Origin of the sequence: uncultured Roseovarius sp. (assembly GCF_947489715.1) — a bacterium.
In the GTDB taxonomy this organism is placed as follows: Bacteria; Pseudomonadota; Alphaproteobacteria; order Rhodobacterales; family Rhodobacteraceae; genus Roseovarius.
Genome location: NZ_CANLER010000007.1, coordinates 50142 through 75216, shown reverse-complemented (window position 1 = coordinate 75216; position 25075 = coordinate 50142). Strand labels below are relative to the sequence as shown.

General features: G+C 60.0%; 23 protein-coding genes. 16 read left to right on the top strand and 7 right to left on the bottom strand.

Annotated features, from left to right (window positions below):
- Nucleotides 1-27 precede the first annotated feature (27 nt).
- The 3 genes from Q1B27_RS16855 to hrpB form a co-directional block, all read right to left on the bottom strand.
- Entirely contained in the window at nt 28-1515 is a 1488-nt protein-coding gene (locus Q1B27_RS16855; protein ID WP_299849073.1) for an inorganic phosphate transporter, read from the bottom strand.
- An 82-nt stretch (nt 1516-1597) separates the two neighbouring features.
- Nucleotides 1598-2056 (bottom strand): NUDIX hydrolase, encoded by a 459-nt coding sequence (locus Q1B27_RS16850; protein WP_299849071.1) that lies wholly within the window; start codon nt 2054-2056, stop codon nt 1598-1600.
- A 73-nt stretch (nt 2057-2129) separates the two neighbouring features.
- Nucleotides 2130-4583, bottom strand: a complete 2454-nt coding sequence (hrpB, locus tag Q1B27_RS16845; RefSeq protein ID WP_299849069.1) for an ATP-dependent helicase HrpB — start codon at nt 4581-4583, stop codon at nt 2130-2132.
- A 129-nt stretch (nt 4584-4712) separates the two neighbouring features.
- Here hrpB and meaB point away from each other — a divergent pair, with 129 nt between their 5' ends.
- The 11 genes from meaB to Q1B27_RS16790 all read left to right on the top strand — a co-directional run bounded on the left by meaB (nt 4713) and on the right by Q1B27_RS16790 (nt 15019).
- On the top strand, nt 4713-5687 hold the full coding sequence (meaB, locus tag Q1B27_RS16840; protein WP_299849066.1) for a methylmalonyl Co-A mutase-associated GTPase MeaB: 975 nt from the start codon (nt 4713-4715) through the stop codon (nt 5685-5687).
- Nucleotides 5688-6029: 342 nt separating this feature from the next.
- Nucleotides 6030-6923: a tRNA 2-thiocytidine(32) synthetase TtcA gene (gene ttcA / locus Q1B27_RS16835; RefSeq protein ID WP_299849064.1), complete on the top strand. Its 894-nt coding sequence runs from the start codon at nt 6030-6032 to the stop codon at nt 6921-6923.
- 57 nt (nt 6924-6980) lie between these two features.
- Entirely contained in the window at nt 6981-8525 is a 1545-nt protein-coding gene (locus Q1B27_RS16830; RefSeq protein ID WP_299849061.1) for a bifunctional diguanylate cyclase/phosphodiesterase, read from the top strand.
- A 111-nt stretch (nt 8526-8636) separates the two neighbouring features.
- Nucleotides 8637-10439 (top strand): membrane protein insertase YidC, encoded by a 1803-nt coding sequence (gene yidC, locus Q1B27_RS16825; RefSeq protein ID WP_299849059.1) that lies wholly within the window; start codon nt 8637-8639, stop codon nt 10437-10439.
- Nucleotides 10439-11182 (top strand): MOSC N-terminal beta barrel domain-containing protein, encoded by a 744-nt coding sequence (locus Q1B27_RS16820; protein WP_299849057.1) that lies wholly within the window; start codon nt 10439-10441, stop codon nt 11180-11182. The genes yidC and Q1B27_RS16820 overlap by 1 nt, the downstream gene beginning before the upstream one ends.
- The gene (yihA, locus tag Q1B27_RS16815; RefSeq protein ID WP_299849055.1) at nt 11182-11832 is read left to right on the top strand and encodes a ribosome biogenesis GTP-binding protein YihA/YsxC; all 651 of its coding nucleotides are present in this window, start codon (nt 11182-11184) and stop codon (nt 11830-11832) included. Before Q1B27_RS16820 ends, yihA begins: the two co-directional genes overlap by 1 nt.
- A 120-nt stretch (nt 11833-11952) precedes the next feature.
- Nucleotides 11953-12816 carry an acetylglutamate kinase gene (gene argB, locus Q1B27_RS16810; RefSeq protein ID WP_299849053.1) on the top strand — a complete coding sequence of 288 codons (864 nt, stop codon included), beginning with the start codon at nt 11953-11955 and terminating at the stop codon, nt 12814-12816.
- Nucleotides 12817-12852: 36 nt separating this feature from the next.
- A complete protein-coding gene (locus Q1B27_RS16805) occupies nt 12853-13644 on the top strand; it encodes a sterol desaturase family protein (RefSeq protein WP_299849052.1) in 792 nt (263 codons plus the stop codon).
- Nucleotides 13641-14282, top strand: coding sequence for a ferredoxin (locus Q1B27_RS16800; protein WP_299849499.1), 642 nt, complete (start codon nt 13641-13643; stop codon nt 14280-14282). The genes Q1B27_RS16805 and Q1B27_RS16800 overlap by 4 nt, the downstream gene beginning before the upstream one ends.
- Entirely contained in the window at nt 14279-14776 is a 498-nt protein-coding gene (locus Q1B27_RS16795) for a histidine phosphatase family protein (RefSeq protein WP_299849050.1), read from the top strand. The genes Q1B27_RS16800 and Q1B27_RS16795 overlap by 4 nt, the downstream gene beginning before the upstream one ends.
- 3 nt (nt 14777-14779) lie before the next feature.
- On the top strand, nt 14780-15019 hold the full coding sequence (locus Q1B27_RS16790) for a hypothetical protein (protein ID WP_299849048.1): 240 nt from the start codon (nt 14780-14782) through the stop codon (nt 15017-15019).
- Nucleotides 15020-15395: 376 nt separating this feature from the next.
- Here the strand turns inward: Q1B27_RS16790 and Q1B27_RS16785 are convergent, their stop codons facing one another.
- From Q1B27_RS16785 to cbiE, 3 genes are all read right to left on the bottom strand, one after another.
- The gene (locus Q1B27_RS16785) at nt 15396-15740 is read right to left on the bottom strand and encodes a hypothetical protein (protein WP_299849047.1); all 345 of its coding nucleotides are present in this window, start codon (nt 15738-15740) and stop codon (nt 15396-15398) included.
- Between the two features lie 184 nt (nt 15741-15924).
- Entirely contained in the window at nt 15925-16437 is a 513-nt protein-coding gene (locus Q1B27_RS16780; protein ID WP_299849044.1) for a DUF6882 domain-containing protein, read from the bottom strand.
- Between the two features lie 36 nt (nt 16438-16473).
- Nucleotides 16474-17667, bottom strand: coding sequence for a precorrin-6y C5,15-methyltransferase (decarboxylating) subunit CbiE (gene cbiE, locus Q1B27_RS16775; RefSeq protein WP_299849042.1), 1194 nt, complete (start codon nt 17665-17667; stop codon nt 16474-16476).
- A gap of 208 nt (nt 17668-17875) precedes the next feature.
- On the opposite strand from cbiE, the gene Q1B27_RS16770 reads away from it, so the two are divergent.
- Nucleotides 17876-18850 carry a glutathione S-transferase family protein gene (locus Q1B27_RS16770; RefSeq protein WP_299849040.1) on the top strand — a complete coding sequence of 325 codons (975 nt, stop codon included), beginning with the start codon at nt 17876-17878 and terminating at the stop codon, nt 18848-18850.
- Between the two features lie 4 nt (nt 18851-18854).
- Here Q1B27_RS16770 and Q1B27_RS16765 read toward each other — a convergent pair whose 3' ends face one another.
- Nucleotides 18855-19217: a response regulator gene (locus Q1B27_RS16765; RefSeq protein WP_299849038.1), complete on the bottom strand. Its 363-nt coding sequence runs from the start codon at nt 19215-19217 to the stop codon at nt 18855-18857.
- A gap of 346 nt (nt 19218-19563) precedes the next feature.
- On the opposite strand from Q1B27_RS16765, the gene Q1B27_RS16760 reads away from it, so the two are divergent.
- The 4 genes from Q1B27_RS16760 (at nt 19564) to Q1B27_RS16745 (ending at nt 25020) form a co-directional block, all read left to right on the top strand.
- Nucleotides 19564-20499, top strand: a complete 936-nt coding sequence (locus tag Q1B27_RS16760) for a threonine-phosphate decarboxylase (protein ID WP_299849036.1) — start codon at nt 19564-19566, stop codon at nt 20497-20499.
- Nucleotides 20496-21413, top strand: a complete 918-nt coding sequence (gene cbiB / locus Q1B27_RS16755) for an adenosylcobinamide-phosphate synthase CbiB (protein WP_299849034.1) — start codon at nt 20496-20498, stop codon at nt 21411-21413. Before Q1B27_RS16760 ends, cbiB begins: the two co-directional genes overlap by 4 nt.
- Nucleotides 21414-21453: 40 nt before the next feature.
- On the top strand, nt 21454-22617 hold the full coding sequence (locus Q1B27_RS16750; RefSeq protein WP_299849032.1) for a lytic murein transglycosylase: 1164 nt from the start codon (nt 21454-21456) through the stop codon (nt 22615-22617).
- Nucleotides 22618-22848: 231 nt separating this feature from the next.
- Nucleotides 22849-25020: an EamA family transporter gene (locus tag Q1B27_RS16745; protein WP_299849030.1), complete on the top strand. Its 2172-nt coding sequence runs from the start codon at nt 22849-22851 to the stop codon at nt 25018-25020.
- Nucleotides 25021-25075 lie beyond the last annotated feature (55 nt).

Genomic DNA, 25075 nt, shown 5'->3' with positions numbered 1-25075 from the left:
TCACCAGCCGCGAGAGCGGCGGCGGTTCTACCCGGTCACCGCGTTCAGGATCAAAAAGATCACCGCCGACATCAGCGCTGCCGCCGGAACGGTAATCACCCAGGCCGCAACAATGGTCATGAAGTGGCTACGGCGGACAAGTTTGCGCCGGCGACGCTCCTCGGGCGCGATGGTCAGGCGTTCCGGCCGGGCGATATTGGCGTTGCGACGGCGGCGCTCCATATGCCATTCGCGGAAAAAGCCCACGCCGAAAACGCCGCCCACAGCGATATGGGTTGAGCTGACCGGCAGACCCAGCCAGCTTGCGACGATCACGGTGATGGCCGCCGACAGGGCGACGCAATAGGCGCGCATCGGGTTCAGCTTGGTGATCTGATTGCCAACCATCCGGATCAGTTTCGGGCCAAACAGGAACAGCCCGAACGAGATCCCAAACGCCCCGATCACCATGACCCAACTCGGGATGGCCACCTTGTCGGCAAAATCGCCCGCATCAGTGGCATGCACGATCGCCGCCAGCGGCCCGACCGCGTTGGCCACGTCGTTGGCGCCATGCGCAAAGGACAACAGGGCCGCGGAAAACACCAGCGGCATGCCAAAGAGAACTTTCAGCGATTTGTTCCGGTTTTCCAGACCAATAGACTGACGGTAGATCAGCGGGCGGGTGATGAAATAGGTGATCACCCCGGCGGCGACACCGATCAGCAGCGCCATGCCAAGGTCAATCTTGATGATGCGCTTGAACCCTTTCAGTGCAAGATAGGCGCCAAAGGCGGCGGCCATGATGCCCACCAGGATGGGCACCCATTTGCGCGCCGCAGCGATCTTGTCGTCCTGATAGATGATCCGGCTTTTGATCAGCGCCAGGAAAGCGGCAGCAATGGCCCCGCCCAGCACTGGCGAGATTACCCAGCTGGCCGCGATCTTGCCCATCGTCGGCCAGTTGACGGCCGCAAAACCGGCAGCGGCGATGCCCGCGCCCATGACGCCCCCCACGACCGAATGCGTCGTCGATACCGGCGCTCCCACCTTGGTCGCCAGGTTGACCCACAGCGCGGCCGAAAACAGCGCTGCCATCATCGCCCAGATGAACACCCGCGTTTCCGCCATACCCGACGGATCAATGATCCCCTTCGAGATGGTCGAAACCACGTCGCCCCCCGCCAATAGCGCGCCCGCGCTTTCAAAGATCGCGGCAATGGCAATCGCGCCGCCCATCGACAGCGCGTTTGCACCCACCGCCGGGCCCATGTTGTTGGCCACATCATTGGCACCGATATTCAGCGCCATGTAGGCGCCCACGACCGCCGCCGCGACCACAATGAAATTCGATGGGAACTGGCCAAAGAAAATCCCGGCGACAAGCCCCGCCAGGATCATGAAAATAAGGGCAATGCCCGGCCCGACCAGCGGACGCGCCACATAGGCCGTGGCGTATTCAACCTGAGAGATGCGCCCCAGGTCCTTGTCCAGTGTTTTCCACTGTTTGCTGCTTGGTCTGTCGGCCACGGTCATCCCCCGATTTTCGCGTTCGCAAAGCGCTAGTCGGGAATGATGTTCAATTCAACTCTTCTGTCCCAAAATCCCGGAAAGGTCGTCAAATTTGCCGCAGGATGTCCTTCAGACCGGGCTCTTTCACCATGTTTGCGGCCTCGTCCGGGGTAACCCAGCTCAGTTTGCGCTCCTCGGCTTCGGGAAACACTTCGGTCATTTCGACGACCCGGACCTTGTAGACCTGCGCATGCACCGGCGATTCGTACCCGTCATCCAGCCGTTTTTCATAGTCGAACGCGCCGATCGGGTCTTTATCCAGATCACCGGTCTTCACCCCCGCCTCTTCCCAGGCTTCCTTGAGCGCGGCATCGGGCGCATCCATCCCGTCCATCGGCCAGCCCTTGGGCAGGATCCAGCGGCCGGTGTCCCGACTGGTGATCAACAACACCTCGGTGTGGCCCTCAACCTCGCGATAGCAAAGCGCCGCCACCTGAAATTGCCGGGGGCGCTGCAACAGCGGTTGGACCAGCCCGTTCCAGGCTTTCTTCATCGCATTGGTCATGTCTCTTCTCGTACCTGCTCAGGTTAATTTATTATTATCAGTCGGTTATAACATGAATCTGAAAAAACACAAATCAGGAACCGCCGCGCCGTTTCGCCCGCAAGGTCGGATCAGCCTGGGTCGGGTCCTCGGGCCAGGGGTGTTTCGGATAGCGCCCACGCATGTCCTTGCGCACATCCGCATAAGAGGACGCCCAGAAGCCGGGGATGTCCATCGTCGTCTGCAAGGGCCGCCCGGCGGGCGACAACAGGGTGACGCGCAGCGGTGTGCGCCCCACGGTGGGATGCGTGGTCTGGCCGAACATCTCCTGTAGGCGCAGGCTGATCTCGGGCGCCTCACCGCTATAGTCAATCGGCGTCTTGCGCCCCAACGGCGTGGTGAAATGCGCCGGTGCCGCCGCGTCCAGCGCCTGCATCTGATCCCAGCTCAGCCGCGCCCGAAGCGCCTCCAGCATGTCAAACCGCTTCCAGTCCTGGGCCGAGGTCACCCCGTCAAGATAAGGCAGCAACCAGTCCTCAAGCCCGTCCATCAGCGCGGCATCGGCCATATCCGGCAAGGCCTGCCCCGCATCCCGCAGCAACGCCACGCGGGCCACAAAACGCCGCGCGGCATCGGACCAGTTCAACCCCAGCTCCCGCACCCCGTCCAGCATCGCCCGCGCCACCGCATCGGCAGGGGCATCCTTCCACTGCCGGTCATCCAGCACCAGCGCGCCAAAGCATTCCTGCCGCCGGGCGATGACACGCCGGTCACGCCTGGACCATTGGCAGACATCGCGCCAATCTATCTGATCCTCAAAAAGCCCGCGCAGTTCCGCCTCGGAGATCGCGATGGCCTGCCGGATACGCGCCTCGCGCAGGTCGCCATCCAGATCGGTCACCACGATCAACCGCGTGGCCGACAGGTCGTCGCCATCGGACAACACAGCACCCTTGCCACCCGACAGAACATAGCGCGGCACATCGCCCTTGCGGCGCAGACCCACCCGGTCAGGATAGGCAAGCGCGGCCATCTCGGCATCGCTCAGACCCGCATCGGATTGCGTCAACCTGCCCCGCAGGCGTTTCGCTTCCTGCCGGATGCGCTCGATCGCAGCCCGGTTCGCCTGATGTGAATAACGGTTTGAAAAACCGCGAAAATCCCGGATTGCCGCAAGACGCAGGGACAGATCGACCGGTGCGGCGCGCGACAGCGGGTCGCGATCCGCCAGCAAGGCAGCCAACGGCGCGGCCTCGGGCCCGGCAACCGCCAGCATATGCGCCAGACGCGGATGCAGCGGCAACGCCGCCAGCGTGCGGCCATGATCGGTGATCCGGACATCGGCATCCAGCGCCCCAAGCATCCGCAACAGGGCCTGCGCCTCGGCATAGCCGCCCGGATTAGGCGGTGTCAGCAGCGGCAACGCTTCGGGTGCCGCGCCCCACAGCGCCAGTTCCAGCGCCAGACCGCTCAGGTCGGCGGCCTCGATCTCGGCCGGGGGATAAGCCCGCAACGCGCCCTCTTCGCCCCTGGTCCAAAGACGATAGCACTGCCCCGTCGCGACGCGCCCTGCCCGGCCCGCGCGCTGCGTCGCCTCGGCCCGGGTCACCGGCTCGGTCACCAGCCGGGACATGCCGCTGCCAGGATCGAACCGCGCACGCCGGGCGCGGCCCCCATCCACAACCACGCGGATGTCCTGAATGGTCAGCGATGTCTCGGCGATAGACGTGGCCAGCACGATCTTGCGCCCGTCCTCGCAGGGCGCAATCGCCGCACGCTGGGCCGCGAAATCCATCGCGCCGAAAAGCGGCCGCAGATGACAGCCTTCGGGCAGGCGGGATTGCAACAGGCCCTCGACCCGGCGAATCTCACCTTCGCCGGGCAGAAACACCAACACGCCACCGGTTGTCTCGGATACCGCCTGCGCCACCAGATCGCTGACCGCCTGTTCGAAACGCTGCTGTTTCGGCACCGGGCGGTCCAGCCAGACGGTTTCCACCGGGTAACTGCGCCCCTCCGACGTGATCATCGGCACGTTCCCCATCAGCGCCGCCACCGGCCCGGCATCCAGCGTCGCCGACATCGCCAGCAGGATCAGGTCGTCGCGCAACGCATCAGCAATCTCAAGGCACAGCGCCAGTCCCAGATCGGCGTTCAGAGACCGCTCGTGAAATTCGTCAAAGATCACCGCCCCCACGCCGGGCAATTCCGGGTCAGACTGGATCATCCGGGTCAGAATACCCTCGGTCACCACCTCGATGCGGGTCGCGCCTGACATTTTGGATTGCCCGCGCACCCGGTAGCCGACGGTCTGCCCCACGGGTTCGCCCAGCGTCTGCGCCATACGCTCAGCCGCGGCACGCGCGGCAAGGCGGCGCGGTTCCAGCATCAGGATGCGGGTCTCGCACAGCCCGGCCTCCAGCATCGCCAGCGGCACAACGGTGGTCTTGCCCGCCCCCGGCGGCGCCTGCAACACCGCCCGGCCACGGGCCCGCAGCGCCGCGATCAGCGGGTCCAGCGCATCATGAATGGGCAGATCGGTCTTCATGATATGCCTTATCGGTCATGTCCGCGCAGGTTTCCACCAACAGATGCGACGCAGGGCACACTGGACATTCCCGCACACGGCAAGGCATGAAGGCGCCCAGATCATTTCAAGCGACAGATACGGCCCGCCATGAACATCCCCGAACTTGCCGACAAGATCATCACCCAAGACCGCCGGGCGCTGGCCCGCGCGATCACGCTGATCGAAAGCACCAAGCCCGCGCATCGCGCGCAGGCGGCCGAGTTGATGGAGGCGCTGCGCAGATCCGACCATCAGGCGATCCGCATCGGCCTTTCGGGCACGCCGGGTGTGGGCAAATCCACGTTCATCGAAAGCTTCGGCATGATGCTGACCGCGCAGGGGCTGCGGGTGGCGGTGCTGGCCGTCGATCCCAGCTCGGCCCGGTCCGGTGGCTCGATCCTGGGGGACAAGACGCGGATGGAACGGCTCAGCCGCGATCCGGGTGCCTTCATCCGCCCGTCGCCCAGCCAGACCCACCTGGGCGGTGTCGCACGCCGCACGCGCGAGGCTGTGGCGGTCTGCGAGGCGGCAGGCTTTGACGTGGTGCTGATCGAAACCGTGGGCGTGGGTCAGTCCGAAACGGTTGTCGCCGAAATGTCGGACCTCTTCATCCTGCTGCTTGCCCCTGCGGGTGGCGATGAATTGCAGGGCGTCAAACGCGGCATCATGGAAATGGCGGATGTGATTCTGGTCAACAAGGCCGATGGCGATCTGAAACCGGCGGCAACCCGCACCTGCTCGGACTATGCCGGGGCGCTCAGGCTCTTGCGCAAGCGCCCGCAGGATCCCGAAGGTTTCCCCAAGGCCCTGATGGTCTCGGCGGTCGAGGAACACGGGCTGGACAAGGCCTGGGAGGAAATGACCACGCTGACGGGCTGGCGGCGCGAAAACGGGCATTTCGACACCCGCCGGGCCGAACAGGCACGCTACTGGTTCGAACAGGAAGTGCGGCACAGTCTTCTGGCACGGCTGGAAACGCCCGAAGCCAAGGCCGCGATGCAGGACATCGCCGGACAGGTGGCCGAGGGCCGTATCGTGCCCTCTCTCGCGGCACAGGAAATGCTGGCAAAGCTGCGCGACTGATACGGCCACGCGCCGCCCTCTGCGCGGCGCCCAGGTAACGGTTCACCTCATCACGGATGGTGGGTTTTTACCGCGCACAACGCCCCGCCAACCGTCCGCCCTGTTAACCCGGCCCGATACCGCCACCCGCACCGATGTAATACCGACAAAATACCGACGTTATACCGACATGGGTTTTTCAGCGTTTTCAGCGCGCTAACCCGATTCTGCGGGGCGCGGGGCCGCAGGGTCGGAAAATCACCCATCGCACTGCGCCGAACGCCCGGTTGATTTCACCCCGGAATGCCGCACAGATAACAGCCAAAGCTTGCCCGAACCCGCGAAACCGCCTAAAGCGGCCCCATGTTCGACAATGCCGACGATATCCATCCGCTCTTTGCCGGCGCGCCCTCGACAACCGAGTTCAAGAAGCTGCGCAAACGCATTGTCCGTCAGACGCGCGAGGCGATTGATCAATATGGCATGGTCGAACGCGATGCGCAGGACAAGGACGGCGCGCCGCCCCGCTGGCTAGTCTGCCTTTCGGGCGGCAAGGACAGCTATACGCTCTTGGCGGTGCTGTACGAGCTGAAATGGCGCGGGCTGCTGCCGGTCGACATCCTGGCCTGCAATCTCGATCAGGGTCAGCCCGGCTTTCCCGCCACGGTCCTGCCGGAATTTCTGGAACGCATGCAGGTCCCGCACCGAATCGAGTATCAGGACACCTATTCCATCGTGGTCGACAAGGTGCCTGCCGGGCGCACCTACTGCGCGCTTTGCTCCCGCCTAAGACGCGGAAATCTTTACAGAATCGCCCGTGAAGAAGGGTGCTCCGCGGTCGTGCTGGGCCATCACCGGGATGATATCCTCGAGACGTTCTTTATGAACCTCTTTCACGGCGGGCGTCTGGCCACGATGCCGCCGAAACTGGTGAACGAAGAGGGGGATCTTTTCGTCTATCGTCCGCTGGCCCATGTCGCCGAGGCCGATTGCGAGAAATTCGCCAACGCGATGAACTATCCCATCATCCCCTGCGATCTCTGCGGGTCACAAGACGGATTGCAGCGCCAACAGGTCAAGCAAATCCTTGACGGGTGGGAGGCAAACAGCCCCGGACGCCGCCAGGTCATGTTCCGGGCGCTGATGAATGCGCGGCCCTCGCATTTGCTGGATCCCAAGCTGTTTGACTTCGTCGGACTCGCAAGAGGGTCGGTAAAATTTGACGCAAATGATGGGGCCGTGCCGAAGCTGCGTTAAGATGGTTTTGAGACCCAAAGATTAGCTTTCACGGGCAATCACGGGAATCCAGACCTTATGTATCGCCAGTTAAGTCGTTTAAATTCAACCATAAGATCCAGTTTCAAGGCAATCCTGCACGGCCCGCAGATTCTGGCATTTCTGCCTGCCTTCGTTCTGGCCGGTTACTGGATCGGCGGTGAACTGGTGCTGACGGCGACGGCCATCGGTTTTCCGGCGGTCATTGCGATTTTCGCCATGATGCAACCACTGAACGGGAAAAACCGCAGGGCAGACAAGCGCGATCGCAAACCCAGACCGGATGAATTCAACCTTGCGCTGGACCGGGCGTTGCGGCTGGCGCGCAAGAAAGATCTGAAAACGGCGTGTCTTGTGCTGGGGCTGGACGATTTCGATGCGATTATTGATCGCTACGGCCGGTCGGTCGCCCTGGAGGTCGTGGAAGAATTGTGTGAACGGGTGAATTCGGCCGTGCGGTCCCGCGATTCCGTATCGCGACTGGATGATCACAAATTTGGCGTGATGATCGCCCCGGTCGGCCATATGAATCTGGACATCGCGCTGCAACTTGCCTCGCGTCTTCAGGCGGCGGTGGAACAGCCGATCCAATTGGGGGGCACAACCATTTACATCTCCACCTCTGTGGGGTTCTGCCTGGATACGAATTTCCGCGACAACAACGGCAAACTGATGGCCGAAGCCGCCGATTTGGCGCTGACCGTTGCCCAGCGGAACGGTCCTTCTTCGATCCGGGCCTATTCGCCCGACATGCGCGACATCAAGGTCAACCCCCACACGATTTCGACGGAAATCGACCAGGCGCTCGAATCGGGACAGATCATTCCCTGGTTTCAGCCGCAAATCTCAACCGACACGGGGTATGTGACCGGGTTTGAGGCCCTTGCCAGATGGGAACATCCTGAACGTGGTATTATTTCCCCGGCTGAATTTCTGCCCAAGATTCAACAGGCTGGAGAAATGGAACGGCTGAGTGAGGTAATGCTGACCGGGGCTTTGGCCGCTTTGAATTTCTGGGACGCGGATGGTGTCGACGTGCCAAGGGTCGGGGTCAATTTTTCACCCGACGAACTGCGCAACCCCCGCCTGCTGCAAAAGATCGAGTGGGAGCTCGACAAGTTCGATTTGACGACGGATCGTCTGGCGATCGAAATCTTGGAAACCGTGGTCGCCACCTCGCCCGATGATATGGTCGCACGCAATATCAGCGGATTGTCCGAAATGGGATGCCAGATTGATCTTGACGATTTCGGAACCGGCCATGCGTCGATTTCGTCGATCCGTCGTTTCGACATTCAACGCCTGAAGATTGATCGGTCCTTCGTTATGAAAGTCGATCAGGACCCCGAACAGCAACGCATGGTCTCGGCCATCCTGCTGATGGCGGAACGGCTTGAGCTGGATACGCTGGCCGAGGGGGTAGAAACCGCTGGAGAACACGCGATGCTGGCGCAATTGGGCTGTCGCCATGTTCAGGGTTTCGGGATCGGGCGGCCAATGGCCCTCGAAAACACCCTTGAATGGATCGCCGCACATCTTGCCAATCTGTCGGACCCGCCCACGATTGGCTTCAAGACAGGCTGAATGCCCTCCTAATCCTCTTCCTGACAGGTCTTATCTCCGAAACACCCTTGACCTTTGGCGCTGCACTCTGTTGAACCCCCAAGACACGCAACAGACAGATGGCCATCGGCGATGGACGACCAGAATAAAAACCTAATCCTTGCGACGGCGCTCAGCTTTCTCGTGATCATGACGTGGTTCGTCCTGTTCCCGCCACCTGAGCAACCGGTCGACCCGAATGCGCCCGCGACCAGCGAAACCGCCGAGACGAGCGATGGGGTGACGACACCCACCGCCGATGCGACCGGCGCTGGCGCAACCGACACCGCATCAGAGGCAACCGAAGCTGCCGCCGTTGATGCGCCGCGCCTGCAAATCGACACGCCCAGCCTCAAGGGATCGCTGTCGCTGCAAGGTGGCCGCATTGATCAACTATCTCTGAAGAATTACCGCCAGACACTTGCACCCGGTTCCGATATCGTTCAGCTGCTGCAGCCTGTTGGCGCGGATGCGCCTTATTATGCCTTGTTCGGCTGGGCACCGGGTAACGGCCTGACAGCCGAGCAGGTGCCGAATGCCAACACGATCTGGCAGGTTGATTCGGGCGATACCCTCACCCCGGATACGCCGGTCACTCTGATCTGGGACAATGGCAACGGCCAGATTTTCCGCCGCCAGATCAGTGTCGATGCGGATTTCATGTTCGACATCACCCAATCGGTCGAAAATACTGGTGACGGCAACCTGTCATTGGCCCCTTACGGCATCCTGGCCCGCCACGGCGAGCCTGTGGATCTGAAGAATTTCTTCATTCTGCACGAGGGTGGCATTCGCATGGTCGACGGCGAATTGACCGAGACCGATTATGATGATTTCGACCCCGCCAATGCGCTCGAAGAAATCCCGGTGACCCAAAACGGCTGGACAGGCTTTACCGATCACTACTGGATGACCACGCTGATCCCGGCGGATGATGTCGGGGCGAAGTTCAGCACATTCCGCGATACCCGCCGCAACATCTTCCAGACGAATGCGAAACTCAGCACGCAATCGCTCGCGCCGGGGCAGTCCGTTTCGGTCAACACGCGCCTGTTTGCCGGTGCCAAGGAATGGGAAACGATCCGCAACTATCAGAACGATGCCGGCGTCGAGGGTTTCCTCGATTCGATCGACTGGGGCTGGTTCTTCTTCCTGACCAAACCGATCTTCTGGCTACTGCACAACCTCAACGCCCTGATCGGCAACATGGGCTGGTCAATCATCGCGCTGACGCTGATCATCAAGGCTGTGCTCCTGCCGCTGGCGTTCAAATCCTATGTCTCAATGGCGAAGATGAAAGAGCTTCAGCCACAGATGGAGAAGATCAAAGAATCCGCCGGTGACGACCGCCAGGCCCTGCAAAAAGAGATGATGGCGCTCTACAAGAAGGAAAAGGTCAACCCGGCCTCGGGCTGTCTGCCGATCCTGCTGCAGATCCCGATCTTCTTTTCGCTCTACAAGGTGATCTTCGTCACGCTTGAACTGCGTCACGCCCCCTGGATCGGCTGGATCAAGGATCTCTCCGCGCCCGATCCGTCAACCATCTACAACCTCTGGGGCATTTTCCCCTGGGACGGCCCGGAGCCCGGATCAATCCTGGCCCTGATCTTCATCGGAATCCTGCCACTGATTCTGGGCATCTCGATGTGGTTGCAGCAAAAGCTCAACCCCGCACCCACCGATCCCACCCAGCAGATGATTTTTGCCTGGATGCCTTGGGTCTTCATGTTCATGCTGGGCAGCTTTGCCAGCGGCCTGGTGGTGTACTGGATCGCCAACAACATGATCACCTTCTCGCAGCAATACCTGATCATGCGCAGCCAGGGCTATAAACCCGACGTGTTCGGCAACATCCGATCCGGTTTCAAGCGCAAAGCCAATCCGGACGACAAGTGATGGCACGGGTCCGCGCTCTCTGGCGGCACCCGATCAAGGGGCACGGACGCGAGTCGCTTGATACGGTTGAGCTATTCGAAGGCCAGACCATGCCCTGGGACCGCCGCTGGGCCGTCGCCCACGAGGCCGCGAAATCCGACGGCACCGAATGGGCGCCCTGCGCCAATTACTCGCGCGGCTCAAAGGTACCTGCCCTAATGGCGATCAATACCCAGGTGGAGGAAGCGACAGGCACGGTCACCCTGACCCATCCCGACCGCCCGGATCTGCGTTTTGATCCGGACCGGGACATAGCTGCCTTTCTTGATTGGGTTCGCCCGCTGATGCCTGCCAATCGCGCCCAATCGGTCGGTATTCACCGCGTTCCCGGACGCGGCATGACCGATAGCGATTTTCCCTCGATCAGTCTGATCAACCTGGCCTCGCACCAAGAGGTCGCCAACAAGTTGGGGCACGATATTTCGACCCTGCGCTGGCGTTGCAACATTCACTTTGACGGCGTCCCCGCGTGGGAGGAGTGTAACTGGATCGGAAAACCCCTGCGAATCGGTGATGTCGAACTTCAGGTAAAAGAACCGATCCTCCGGTGCCTCGCGACGACCGCCAACCCCGAAACCGGTGACCGTGACGCTGATACGCTCGGCACTCTCAAAGCCAATTGGGATCACCAGAATTTTGGCATCTATGCGATGGTCACCAAAGGCGGAATAATCCACCTCGAAGACAAGGTCGAGGTGCTGTGATGCAACTCCAGTTTCCGGTCACGGAAGAACCGGACACACCAACCTCCGAAAAAGGCCGCAAGCTTTTTGCAGGCCAAAGCGATTTTCTCAAAGGCGTTGTCGCCATGTCCGGTCTGCCACCTGCCGATCGGACCGAGGTTTGCTTTGCCGGGCGCTCCAATGTCGGAAAATCGACGCTGATCAACGCGCTCACCGGACGCAAGGGGCTGGCACGCGCCTCAAACACGCCGGGGCGCACGCAGGAAATCAACTATTTCACCCTGGCAGACAGCCACTATCTGGTCGACCTGCCCGGCTATGGCTATGCCAACGCACCGCTGCCAGTGGTCGAAAAATGGCAGAAACTGCTCAAATCCTATCTTGCAGGTCGCCAGACCCTGCGCCGCGCCTTCGTGCTGGTCGATGCCCGTCACGGCATCAAGACGGTGGACGAAGAAATCATGTCCCTGCTCGACAGCGCCGCCGTGACATTTCAATGCGTGCTGACCAAGACCGACAAGGTGAAACCGAAAGATCTCGACAACATTCTGGACCAGGTCCGCACCAAGCTCGCGCCCCATCCGGCAGCCTTTCCCGAACTCATCCTCACCTCCAGCGAAAAAGGCGACGGCATCGCCACATTGCGCGCCACGATCGCCACGTTGCAGTAATAGGGGTCGGCCTGCCAAGCGTTCCCTCCTCCCCCTTGGGAGGAGGACAGGAGGAGGGGTCAGGTACCCTCTTGCGCGTTAGCGCTCATCCAGAGATAACGCTGGGGAACGAGGAAGAAGATGAAGAAACGTGACATGAACCGCGACTGGATTGCCACCGCCCGGACCCTCAGCGAAGCGCTGCCTTATCTGCAACGCTATGACGGTGCCATCGTCGTGATCAAATTCGGCGGCCATGCCATGGGCAGCGACGAGGCGATGGAAACCTTCGCCCGCGATGTCGTACTGATGCAGCAGGTCGGCGTGAACCCGGTGATCGTGCATGGCGGCGGCCCGATGATCAACCAGATGCTCGAAAAGCTCGAGATCAAATCCGACTTCGTAAACGGCAAACGCGTAACCGATGAGGCCACGATGGAAGTGGTCGAAATGGTCCTGTCGGGCCGGGTGAACAAGCGCATCGTGCAGGCAATCAACCGGCAGGGCGGCAAGGCCGTGGGCCTGTCGGGCAAGGATGCCAACCTGATCACCTGCGACCCGGCAGACCCCAGGCTGGGCCTTGTCGGCGATCCGACCGACATCAACCCCGACATCCTGCGCACGCTTTTTGCCGATGACGCCATTCCGGTGATCGCCCCCCTGGGCGCTGGCCGCAATGGCGAGACCTACAATATCAACGGCGACACCGCTGCCGGGGCAATCGCCGCGGCCCTGACCGCAGACCGGCTCTTGTTGCTAACCGATGTGGACGGTGTGCGCGATGCCAGCGGTGCCGTGGTGACCGAACTGACCGCCGATCAAATCCGCCAGATGACGGCAGATGGCACCATTGCGGGTGGCATGATTCCCAAGACCGAAACCGCGCTTGCCGCGATTGATGGCGGCGTGCGCGCGGTTGTCATCCTTGACGGGCGGGCCCCCAACGCCACGCTGCTGGAACTGTATACCGAACATGGCGCGGGCTCTATGATCCGCGCGAAGTAGCTTGCGCAGACAATGTTTTGGCTTAGGTTCCCCGGCATGGAGAACGAAGCCCTCATTCGCCTTGGCATATTCATCGGTTTGTTCGCGACCCTCGCCCTGACCGAGGCCGCCCTACCTCGCCGCACGCGCCGTCAACCGCGCAGCACGCGCTGGCTGACCAACTGGGCGATCGTGATCCTGGATACGCTCACGCTCAGGCTGTTGGCCCTGGCCCTGCCGCTGCTGGCGGTGGGCGCCGCTCTGGATGCTCAGGCACAGGGCTGGGGGCTGATGAACGCGCTTGATCTGCCGCTTTGGCTGGCCATCATCCTGACCGTGCTGATCTTTGATCTGGCCATCTGGGCACAGCATCTGATCACCCATAAGATACCGCTTTTATGGCGCTTTCACCGGGTACATCACGCCGACCGCGACATCGACGTCACCACGGCAATCCGCTTTCATCCAGTTGAAATCGCCCTGTCCATGCTGCTCAAGATCGGGCTCGTCTATCTGTTGGGACCGCCCGCCATCGGGATCATCGCGTTCGAGATTATCCTGAACGGCACCGCAATGTTCAATCACGCCAATATCAAACTGCCACCGACACTGGACGCGGCGATCCGGCAGGTTCTGGTGACACCGGACATGCACCGGGTGCACCATTCCGTGCATCGCTACGAACATGACAGCAATTACGGCTTTGCCCTGTCGATCTGGGACCGGATGTTCGGCACCTATATCGCGCAACCTGAAAAGGGACATAAGGACATGGAAATCGGGTTGGAATGGCAGGATGACCGACCTTCGAAACTGGGGTGGTCGCTTTGGCTGCCGTTTCAGAAATGAACCTTGAGATTATAGAAAGCGCGGTGAAAAATCACGCCCTCAGTGTCTATGGCGCCTTTCATCCTGCGGCCAAAGACGTGCCTGACGGGGTGCAAACCCTGATCCTGCTGGGCCCTGACGAACCCCGGTTCTGGCCTTATTTCACCGCCTCTCCGGAATATAAGGACGGGCAACCCGACCCGATGGACAGGTGGTCCCTCCGGGTGATCGGCGACATCGCCACCACCCTGAAATCCTATGCGTTTTTCCCTTTCGGCGGGCCACCCTACCAACCGTTCATCCGCTGGGCGACGGATAGCGGGCGGGCGCATGTCTCGCCAGTAGGGCTGCTGGTACATGATCTGGCGGGGCTGTGGGTTTCCTATCGCGGTGCCCTGGGCATCAATGCGCGCCTGGAATTACCGGAAGCCCCGCCAAACCCCTGTCTATCTTGCAAAGGCCAGCCCTGCCGCACCTCCTGCCCCGTCGATGCGCTGACGCCCCGGGGATACGATGTCGCAGCGTGCAAGACCGATCTGGATCGACTGGGAAATGATTGCATGTCAAACGGCTGCGCTGCACGCCGTGCCTGCCCCGTAAGCCAGAAACATGGCCGGTCCGCCGCCCAGTCCGCATTTCACATGGAGGCATTCCGATGACATTACGCCTGATCCTGATGCGACATGCAAAATCCAGTTGGAGCGACCCGACGCAGGAGGATCACCAAAGACCCCTGAATGGCCGAGGGCAACGCTCGGCCACTGCTCTCGGGGCATGGCTTAGGGAGAATGACTATATTCCCGATCAGATCCTCAGTTCCTCTTCGCGACGCACCCAAGAGACCGGCGAACGGCTGAACCTAGACGCGGAAACATCCTATCTGGATGCGCTTTACCATGCCGGACCCGATCAAATGCAGGGCACTCTGCAAGCTGCCACCGGGCGCTGCGTGCTGATGCTGGGGCATAATCCAGGCATTGCTTATTTCGCGCATGATCTGGTAGCGATGCCGCCGGACCATGCCCGGTTTCAGGATTACCCGACCTGTGCCACGCTGGTTGCGGATTTCACTGTGGACAGTTGGCAGGATGTGCGCCCTCGAACCGGACAGGTGGTTGATTTCGTCATCCCGCGGGAACTGACAGACGGTTGAAAGATGGCCCGCCATGATCAGGTTCGAATGATCACCCCCCACGATAACTCTCGCCGGGGTGGCCCCGACATCTCCCACTTCGAATACAAAATACTGCCATCGGGTTCGCTGATGGGCAGATATCCGGCGCTGCCGACTTCAAAATCACCGCTGAACCAGGCGGTGCAACCGGTAGGTACCAAAGACAGACAGCGACCAAGCCTGCTTATGGTTGAATATTTCGTCACCAAATTTCTTTCTTGAACGTCAAATCAGAGGATCGGAAAAACGTTGGAAAAAATGCCGCACGAAACGATCGCCCGGCCCTGTTGTGAAAGCTCAATAAGATAATCAGCCGCAGCGCCCGCTCAAACCATGCCCGGCCTCAAAGTCAGGAAAACAGACCAGAACCGACAGGAAAATAAGCGGGTTGAGGATGCAGAATTCAGCCGGACCGCACTGGCCCTTGGGCCCCGAAGTTACGGCAGCCACGTTCAGATAGTCTCATCCGGATTCCATATTTCTGAACGAAGCGGCCAGATAGATTTGAAAACGTACGACCCGTACGCCGCCGCTTCCAGGGATGTCGATTTCCGTACGTTCCCCGCGTACATTTCGTACGCTTTGTACGTTTCGTCGCCTATTCCAGCAGCGCGACCGGTGCGTCAGGCCGACGGTAGAAATCCAGCGGTTGCCGGTCGACCGCCTCGGACGTGCGTTTATATTCGAACTCCAGTTCGCCCCCTTCTTCACCGCTGGCCACGATCAGGCAGCGCGACAGATGGGTGGTGCCATCGAACATATCAACCAGCCCACGCAGGTGCGGCGCCTCGTCGGCATCAAGCGAGAACCCGTTGTGCCAACTCCGTAATATCTTGAAGTTACGATCCCCCGCCTGCACGTTCAGGCGGTTGCTTTTCTTCAGCGCATGTTTGCGCGCGGCGTCAAGGCCGGCCTGGACTTCGGGGGATAAGAAAGTCGACATGGGGTGATTTCCTGAACTGATACACCCCAAGAATGTCGCACGAGTATGTAACGGTCACGTTAAATGTCGCGAATGCCGCTATTTAGGACCGACCTGACGGTTTCCGGGCCTTATTACAGCAGCTTATCTGACCAAAACGCGCCGGGCTATTTCTGTCCGCCACGTGACCTCAGATGGCATTCTTTCATTCGTAGGGCTTTGTATTATCAGGGTAAAACCAAACAATGCAAACCGACCCACCACCACCGTGATCACCGATAAACACGCCATCCGCATGCGCAAGGTAGGCAGCAATCGCTGTATACTCCTCGGCCTTTTTCCGCGTAGCCTCCCCGCCTCGGGTCAATAGCTCCTCGATTTCCTGCCGGTCACCATAGCGTTGTGCGGCCCACGCGGCCTGTTGCAGAGGCTGCGGCACGGACGGATGTCCCCACCCCCACATGAAAGACCCGTCATCGGAAAACGTGCCTGCCACCTGCGCCACGACGCTCAACGGCGGGCCGTCTGCGAATTGTAGCTCAAGCGCGCCGGTCTCCATATCCAGCTCGAATGCGGAAGCGTCAGCAATCACATTTTTCGCCTTGACTTCAACCACATACGCCTTTGCCTCCCGGCTCAGCTTCTTGTAGTTCTTGGGGATTGATTTAATCCCCTGATCCGCCTTGCGGTTGACGAACTCTGTCAGAAAATCTCTCATCTGCCCCCTCTTCCTGATCTGCGCGACCCTGCCGGATCAGCGCTTGACCGTACTCCATTGCATCACCGGGTCCAGCTTTTGCCAAATGCCCGCGTCATCCATCTGATCAGCTCTCAGTCTGACCAATTGTCCACCGTGGCGTTTGTGCAAATCCGGCAAAAATGCCTCATCCTCCGCCGTCACCGCATTGCATACCATGCGCCCCAAGGGGCGCAACGCCGCCCAGGCTGCCGTGAAAGAGGCGGCTGACAAACCACCGCCAATGAAAACAGCGTCCGGTGCCTCAAGGCCTTCCAACGCCTCGGGCGCTTGCCCTGCCACCAGTGCCAGCTTGGGCACACCCAGGGCCAGCGCGTTGGCTGCGGCCATGCTGCGGCGATCAGCACTGGGTTCGATGCCGATAGCCCGGGCATAGCGCGCGCCCCGCATCCATTCCACCGCGACCGAGCCACAACCCACCCCGATATCCCACAAAAGCGCCCCACGCATCGGCATCAGCTTGGCCAGCGTGACAGCGCGCACGTCCTGCCGGGTCAGGGTATCATCGGTCTGAAACAACGTATCCGCCAACCCCGGCACACGCGGTAACAGCGCGGCATCAGGCGCGGCCACGCATTCCACCGCCAGCGTGTTAAACGCAGGCACGACATGATCCCAGCTATCCGCCACGCCCTCAAAGCGCGCCTCCTGCGCACCCCCCATGGCTGCCAAAACCGTCATTGGTGAGGCACCAAAGCCACGTTCACTCAGGAAACGGGCGATCCGGGCGGGGGTGTCAGCACCCGTCGTCAGGATCAATAGCCGCGCATGTGGTTGGATAAAGGCAATCATCTGTTCGACCGGGCGGCCATGCACTGTCAGTGTCTCCAGGTCCGCCATTGACCACCCCATCCGGGCTGCGGCCAGTTGAAAGGCGCTAAGCTGCGGATGATAGGTGATCTGAGCAGGGTCAATCGCCCGCCCGATCCGCGCGCCGACGGAGAACCACAGCGGGTCACCCGTGGCAATCACCACCACGCGTTGGCCTTTTAGATCGCGCAGCAGGTCAATCAGCACTTCGAAATCTTCGGGCCAGGCCATACGTTCGGCGCTAATACCGTCCGAAAGGCTTTCATGCCGATCCCCGCCGATGATCACCTCGGCGTCTTCTACCACCGCCCGTGTGGCCGGTAGCAGCCCCGCCAGCCCGTCTTCGCCAATGCCGACAATGTGTAACCAAACCTCTGGCATGCAACCCCTCATGACTTTCCTTGGCCTCAGTGTTTGATCTCGGAGGCGCATTGCCCACGTCTAAGCGCCCCGATGAAAGGTTGCAAAGCATTAGCAGCCTATATCTCCCGCCCGCTGTGATGTGCGCAGGCGCACCAAAAATGCGCGGCAATCTCTGTTTCCGATTTTTACGCACGCGCTAGGTTCATTTATCAAAGGAGAATGCAACATGGGCCAATTGGTAAACGGTGTCTGGGAAGACAGCTGGTACGACACGAAGTCCTCGGGCGGTAAATTCGTCCGCTCAACCGCAAAATTCCGCGACTGGATCACGCCCGACGGCGCGCCAGGCCCTTCTGGCGAAGGCGGTTTTCCAGCCCAATCCGGGCGCTACCACCTCTATGTCTCTCTCGCCTGCCCGTGGGCACATCGCACATTAATCTTCCGCGCCCTGAAAAACCTGACCGATCATATCGGCGTTTCAGTCGTGCATCCCGATATGCTGTCCGAGGGCTGGAGCCTTGACGAAGGCTACCCCGGTGCTACGGGCGATACGCTCTATAGCTTGCCTTTCGCGCGCGATATCTACCTCAAGGCAAACCCCAAGATTTCGGGCCGGGTGACGGTGCCGATCCTTTGGGACAAGGAACGCGAAACCATCGTATCAAATGAAAGTTCCGAGATCATTCGCATGTTCAACAGCGCTTTTGACGGGCTGACCGATAGCACCGATGATTACTGGCCGGAAGCGTTGCGCGAAGCCATTGCACCCGTCAACGACCGTATTTATGACACTATCAACAACGGCGTCTACAAAGCAGGTTTCGCCACCTCGCAAGAAGCCTATGACGCCGCAATCGCACCACTTTTCGGAAGCCTGGACTGGTTGGAAAGCCGGCTCGGTCAAAACCGCTACCTGATGGGTGACCGCGTGACCGAAGCGGACTGGCGCTTGTTTACAACGCTCATCCGTTTCGATCTGGTGTATCACCTGCATTTCAAATGCAATCGCGCCCGTATTGTGGATTACCCTAATCTTTGGGGATATCTGCGCGAGCTATATCAATGGCCGGGCGTGGCCGAGACAGTGAATTTCGACCACATCGTACGACACTACCATTATAGTCACGATATGGTGAATCCACATCGGATCATTCCGATCAACCCTGTCATTGACTTCGACGCCCCTCACGGGCGCGGGTAGCTTCTCAGCACGCACGCCCGTAATGCTCGACCATCGCCGTCAGATCCTCTGGCGGCGTATCGGTCTGCAAATAGGCGCAGGCATTGGCGCTGAGATTAAAAATCGACCCATCCGAGAAAAACGAGGTGTTGGTCACGAAAATCACCTGCGTGTCCGGGTAGCGATAACTGGCCAGATCAGCGATGGCAAAGGCGCTTCCCTGATCCAGGACGAGGTCAAGAACGATAATATCAAAACTTTGGGTCTGAAGTGCGCTGGCAGCACCAGCCTGGCTATGTTCCAGGCGCACATCCATGCCTTGTCGTTCCATGTGATTACTCCACAGAACGCCTAAATCTGGCTGGCTTTCGACAATCAAAACTTTCATTTCTGCTCCGATCGACCGACATAAACATTCAATTAATAGGTCTTCAATACTATACTAATGGGTATAGTTTTCTAACCCTAACCCTTAACAATTGGTTAACAGTTACAGTTTGTGTGCTCACGTTACCGAGAGAGCTTGTTTCTTGCGCGGAATTCCGCTTGAAAGAGCAAAAAACAGGCATGAGACACCGAAACGCCCCAAAAATCCAACCTTCGGCACAAGGATACGTGCATGCCGGTATTTCGTGCTTTATGCCGCCGATTGCCGATAAAATGACTGGATGAAACGGGGTGAAGGTAAATGTCTTTTAACGTTGATCCTCGCGACGAAAAGAGGCTGACTTGACGTGACAAATGCACGCGATCACGGTGGTGATATCGACGCCGCAACACTGACCTATGGCGGCAGCCGAGCCGATTGGATAGATCTGTCGACCGGCATTAACCCGGTACCATACCCGTTGCCCGATATCCCCGCGCAAGCCTGGGCTGCTTTGCCCGACCGGGCCGCCGCACAAGCGCTGGAGCAGGCCGCGCGCGACTTCTGGCAAGTACCTGACAACGCGGCAATTCTGGCCGCACCTGGCGCTTCGGCCTTGATCGCACGCATACCCGGCCTTGCTCGTGCGGGTATCGTCGACATTCCCACGCCAACATACAACGAACACGCCGCCGCCTTTGCGGCAAGCGGCTGGTGTCACGGCGCGCAAGATGCCACTGCCAAGGTCATCGTCCACCCCAACAACCCCACCGGTCATTGGTATAATTCCGCAGACCTTACCGCGCCCCTGACAGTGATCGACGAAAGCTTTGCCGATATCGCCCCGCAGCGCTCGATGATTGGCGCGGTCAACCAGCCTGGTCGTATCGTTTTAAAAAGCTTTGGAAAATTCTGGGGCCTTGCCGGGCTGCGCATCGGCTTTGCCATCGGCGCACAAGATCTGATTGACACGCTCACCCAGATGCTGGGGCCCTGGCCGGTTTCAGGCCCCGCCCAGGCGATCGCTACTGCCGCGCTGAACGATCGGGACTGGGCCAGCGCCGCGCGCGCGCGTCTGGGGCAAGACGCCAAGCGGCTCGACGCGCTGATGACCGGCGCCGGGGCCGCTGTTGCAGGTGGCATCAGCCTTTTCCGGCTCTACCGCGTCGATGATGCTGCTGCCTGGCAGGACCGGTTGGCCCGACACCATATCTGGACCCGCATTTTTCCCTATGCCGACGATTTGATCCGTCTGGGCCTTCCAGCACCAAAAGATTGGTCGCGCGTTGAGGCCGCACTATGAGCACAGCACTGGTCCTGACCTTTGCGATGATCCTTGATGCGGCTTTGGGTGAGCCCCGCTGGCTGTGGCGGCGCCTGCCCCACCCCGCTGTTTTGATGGGCCGCGCGGTGGGTTGGGTCGATCAGCACTTCAACCAAGGTACGCTGCGCCGCCTAAAAGGCATCGCCGCGATGGTCCTTCTGGGGGCTATCGCAATCCTGTCCGGGTGGATGTTGGCTTGGTTTGGCCCGCTGATCGAAATTCTGATCGTCGCGATCCTGCTGGCACAAAAGTCGCTGGTCGATCATGTCCGCGACGTGGCCGATGCCCTGCGCCTGTCGCTTGGCGATGCGCGCCATGCGGTCGCGCGGATCGTTGGCCGCGACACCGCGACGATGACGGCCCCTGCAATTGCCCGTGGCGCGATAGAATCCGCTGCCGAGAACCTGTCAGATGGCATAATTGCACCCGCCTTCTGGTTTTTGATCGGTGGACTACCCGGCCTGCTGCTCTATAAAATCACCAATACCGCCGACAGCATGATCGGCTACCGCAACGAACGGTACGAGGAATTCGGCTGGGCCGCCGCGCGGCTCGACGATCTGCTTAACGTCATTCCCGCCCGGCTTACCGCGCTGATGATCGCATTGTCCCACGGCGTCACCCGCGCCCTGCCCGATATCGCCGCTGATGCAAGGCTGCACCGCTCTCCCAATGCGGGCTGGCCCGAGGCTGCGATGGCCCGTGCACTAAATGTGTCGCTTTCGGGGCCGCGTTCCTATGACGGTCGGATGCGCGATTTCCCTTATGTGTTCGATGCAGGTCAAAAGGAAATTGGCGCACCCCAGATCGACGCCGCCTGCACCGCTCTCTGGCGCAGTTGGGCCACCGCCCTGATGGCAACAATCGCCGTAGCGGTTGTCACAGGCGGTTAACGACCCTACCTTGGGTCGATCCAAACGACCCGGAGACATAATGCGCGCGCTCAGTATCGTAACGGCCCTCGTTGTGGCCCCTCTTGCCGCTCACGCCAATTGCGGCGGCAATTTCAACAGCTTCGTGGCGGAGATGAAAGCAGAAGCAATCAGCCTGGGCCATACGTCCGCCAAGGTCGATCAGTTCTTTGCCTCTGTCCGACCCGACCAGAAGGTGATCAACGCCGATCGCCGCCAAGGTGTATTTCAGCTCAACTTCACCGATTTCGCCCGACGGCTGATCAGCAAGGGTCGCATGACCACCGGGCGCGGAAAAGCCAGTACCTATGCCGACACGTTCGACCGCATCGAACGTGACTATGGCGTCAGTCGCGGTGTGCTTTTGGCCTTTTGGGCGTTCGAAACTGACTACGGCACCTTTCAAGGCGATTTCAACACGTTGAATGCTCTCGTAACGCTCTCGCATGATTGCCGCCGGCCCGCGCTTTTCCGCCCGCAGGTCTTTGCCGCACTGGAACTTTTTGAACGTGGCGATTTCGACCCGGTACGCACCACCGGTGCCTGGGCCGGTGAGATAGGCATGGTACAAATGCTGCCCAAAGATATTCTCGTCAACGGTGTCGATGGCGATGGTGACGGCGTGGTTGATCTGAAAAAATCCCCGCGCGACGCGCTGATGTCAGGCGGCAAGATGCTGTCGCATCTGGGCTGGCGCGCCGGAGAGCCGTGGCTGCAAGAGGTCACCGTGCCCGACACGCTCGATTGGTCGCAGACCGGGCTGCGCACGACCAAACCGGCATCTGAATGGGCCGCGCTTGGCGTGACCCCGCGCGAAGGTCAGATCACCGATCTGCCCGCCAGTATCATTCTACCTCAGGGCCACAAGGGGCCAGCCTTTCTGGCCTACCCCAATTTCAACGTCTATTTCGAATGGAACCAGAGCTTCACCTACGTGCTCACTGCCGCCTATTTCGCCAACCGGCTAGAGGGTGCACCGGTCTTTGACGCTGGCAAACCGGATCCGGGCCTTACCACGGAACAGATGAAACGGCTGCAACAGAAGCTGGCGACGCGCGGCTATGATGTGGGTGAGGTCGACGGTATTTTGGGCGCGGGCACCCGTGCCGCCGTACAAGCAGTTCAGCAAGAGCTTGGCCTGCCCGCCGATGCCTGGCCGACGAAGGCACTGCTGTCAAAGCTCTGACCAGAGCAGTCTGCCTCGAAGAACGCCGACTGAAACAGTTTTTCGCGATCCTGTGATCGATGCGACAGATCCCAAAAGCCCTTTAATTACTGGCGATTCAGGCAATAACGGGTTCGTGATCAACAGTTTATCAATTACGCAAAACTTTTTCGGCTCATCAAACGTATCTCCCTTTAACAGCACGCCTGAACCAAGGCGGCATAACGGGCCATGGCCCAAGGGAAACGAGAGATGGCACGGACCAGTTTTTACCAGCGCCAGCCGATATTCGGCACCCGGCTTGGGCTAAAGGCCCCGTCGGTCCCAACGCTAGGTGCGCTGGCCGCATGGGTCGCCGTGATCCTCTATGCTGCGTCGAACTCCATCATCACCGTGCTGGTGGATATCGGTCAGATGAACCCGGTAGCAGGCGGGCGTAATGCCATCACATACACCAACCTCTACCTTCTCGGCTCGCTGATTTCGCTGATCCCGCTGGCGCTGCTCTATCGCCGCGATCTGACCCGCGACAACCTTAGCCGCTTAACGCGCCGCCACTGGGGCCTGCTGGTGGTGTCTGCGATACTGTCTTCGGTGCTGACACCGGGGTTGTTCTTCTACGCGCTAGAACGCACGACCGTCTCCAACATCGTGCTGGTCGGCCGGATCGAGCCGCCGCTTTTCCTGTTGGCCACCTGGTTTTTTCTGTGTGAAAAACTGAACCCCTGGGCCATGCTGGCCGGACTGATTGCGCTGGCGGGCGCAATCGTGATCCTAGGTGCCGGCAGCGGCATGTTCAATTTCGGCAAAGGCGAGCTTGCGACCGTCGCCGCCACGCTGTCGTTCATCGCCTCGACCATCGTCACCCGCGCCGGGCTGCGCGACGTACCCATCGGCGTCTTTGCGGTCTTCCGCACCGTGATCGGCGCCAGCCTCTACTTTATGCTCGTCTCTGCCGTCTTCGGCGTCGATACCTTTCAGGACGTGTTCGAACCGGTGGTGTGGCAATGGGTCTGGCTTTATGCGGTTGTTGTGATCGTCCTGGGCCAGATCGCGTGGAACTTCGGGTTGAAACACGCCCGCGCCGGAGATGTCGCACTCGCTACGTCGTTTTCACCGCTTGCGGCGATCCTCATCGCGATGGTCCTGCTGGGCGAAGATCCCGGCCCCGGCCTGATCCCCGGCGGCGTAATGATCCTGATCGCCATCATCATCGGCAACCTTCGCCTGCCCGTCCGTGCAACCCCAGCCCCGCAACCCTCGGCACTGGTCAACGCTGTGACCGAGCTCTTTGCAGCACCCAGATCATTGATCCGGCAGGGTGCATATGCCCATGTCGAACAGCAACCACCGCGCATCATGCCACGAACTTCTGGCGCGCCCACCTTTCTGTCAAATAGATGCGGAACCAATCCATCGTCTCAGAGTTATCCCGACGTACCAACCCGGCGAGGCCTCGCGGACAGTACGACAAAACGTGAGAAAATGGAGAACGATATGAAAAAGCTACTTGCCACAGCGGCAGTGGGCATTGCTTTGTCGGCCCCGGCCTTTGCTGATAGTCACGGGCACAGCCCCTTCGTGAAACCCGATGTAAGCGCCGAGCTGCGCGCATCCGAACTGATCGGTATGCGGCTCTATACCTCCGAAAAGGAGCTTGAAAACTTCGAAAGCAACGAGGCCGGACAAGACTGGGAGGATGTCGGTGAAATCAGCGATGTCATCCTGTCGCGCGACGGCAACGTCATGGCCGTGATGCTGGATATCGGTGGTTTCCTCGGTATCGGTGAACGCACGGTCGCCGTGAACATGAGCGATCTGAACCTGGTGTCGGACGGAGATGACAAGGGCGATTTCTTCATCGTGGTGAATTCCACCAAGGCACATCTTGAAGAAGCACCCGAGTATGACACGACCAACGTCGGCAACTGGTCCGAGGCGCGCGGCCCCGAAGCAGGCAAGGCGATTAAAAACGCCAAGATGGCCGCGAATGAAGCCGGAACCGAGACCGAACAGGCTATGAACGTGGCTGCTGCCGAGACCGAGCAGGCCGCCGCCGAAGTCGAACAGGAATCCGAGCAGGCGACCGGGGAGGTGACGGCCGAAATGGACACAGATGCCACGATGGACGGCTATGCGATGGTCGATGCCAAGAAAATGACCGCCGAGGAACTTGATGGCGTGGCCGTTTACGACACGACGCAGGAATGGATCGGTGAAGTTTCAAAGATTGTCCTGTCGGATAGCGGCGAAATTCAGACTGTTGTTGTGGATGTAGGTGGATTTCTGGGTATCGGTGAAAAGCCCGTCGGACTTGATTTCGAAAAAATCAAGGTTCTGCGTGGTGAAGACGGCGGCGACCTTCGGGTACACGTTAAATCTTCCAAGGAAGAGCTCGAAAGCATGCAGGAATACGAAGGCTGACGCCAGCCAATGCACAACAAAAAAGGGCCCTGATTTCGTTCGGGGCCCTTACTTT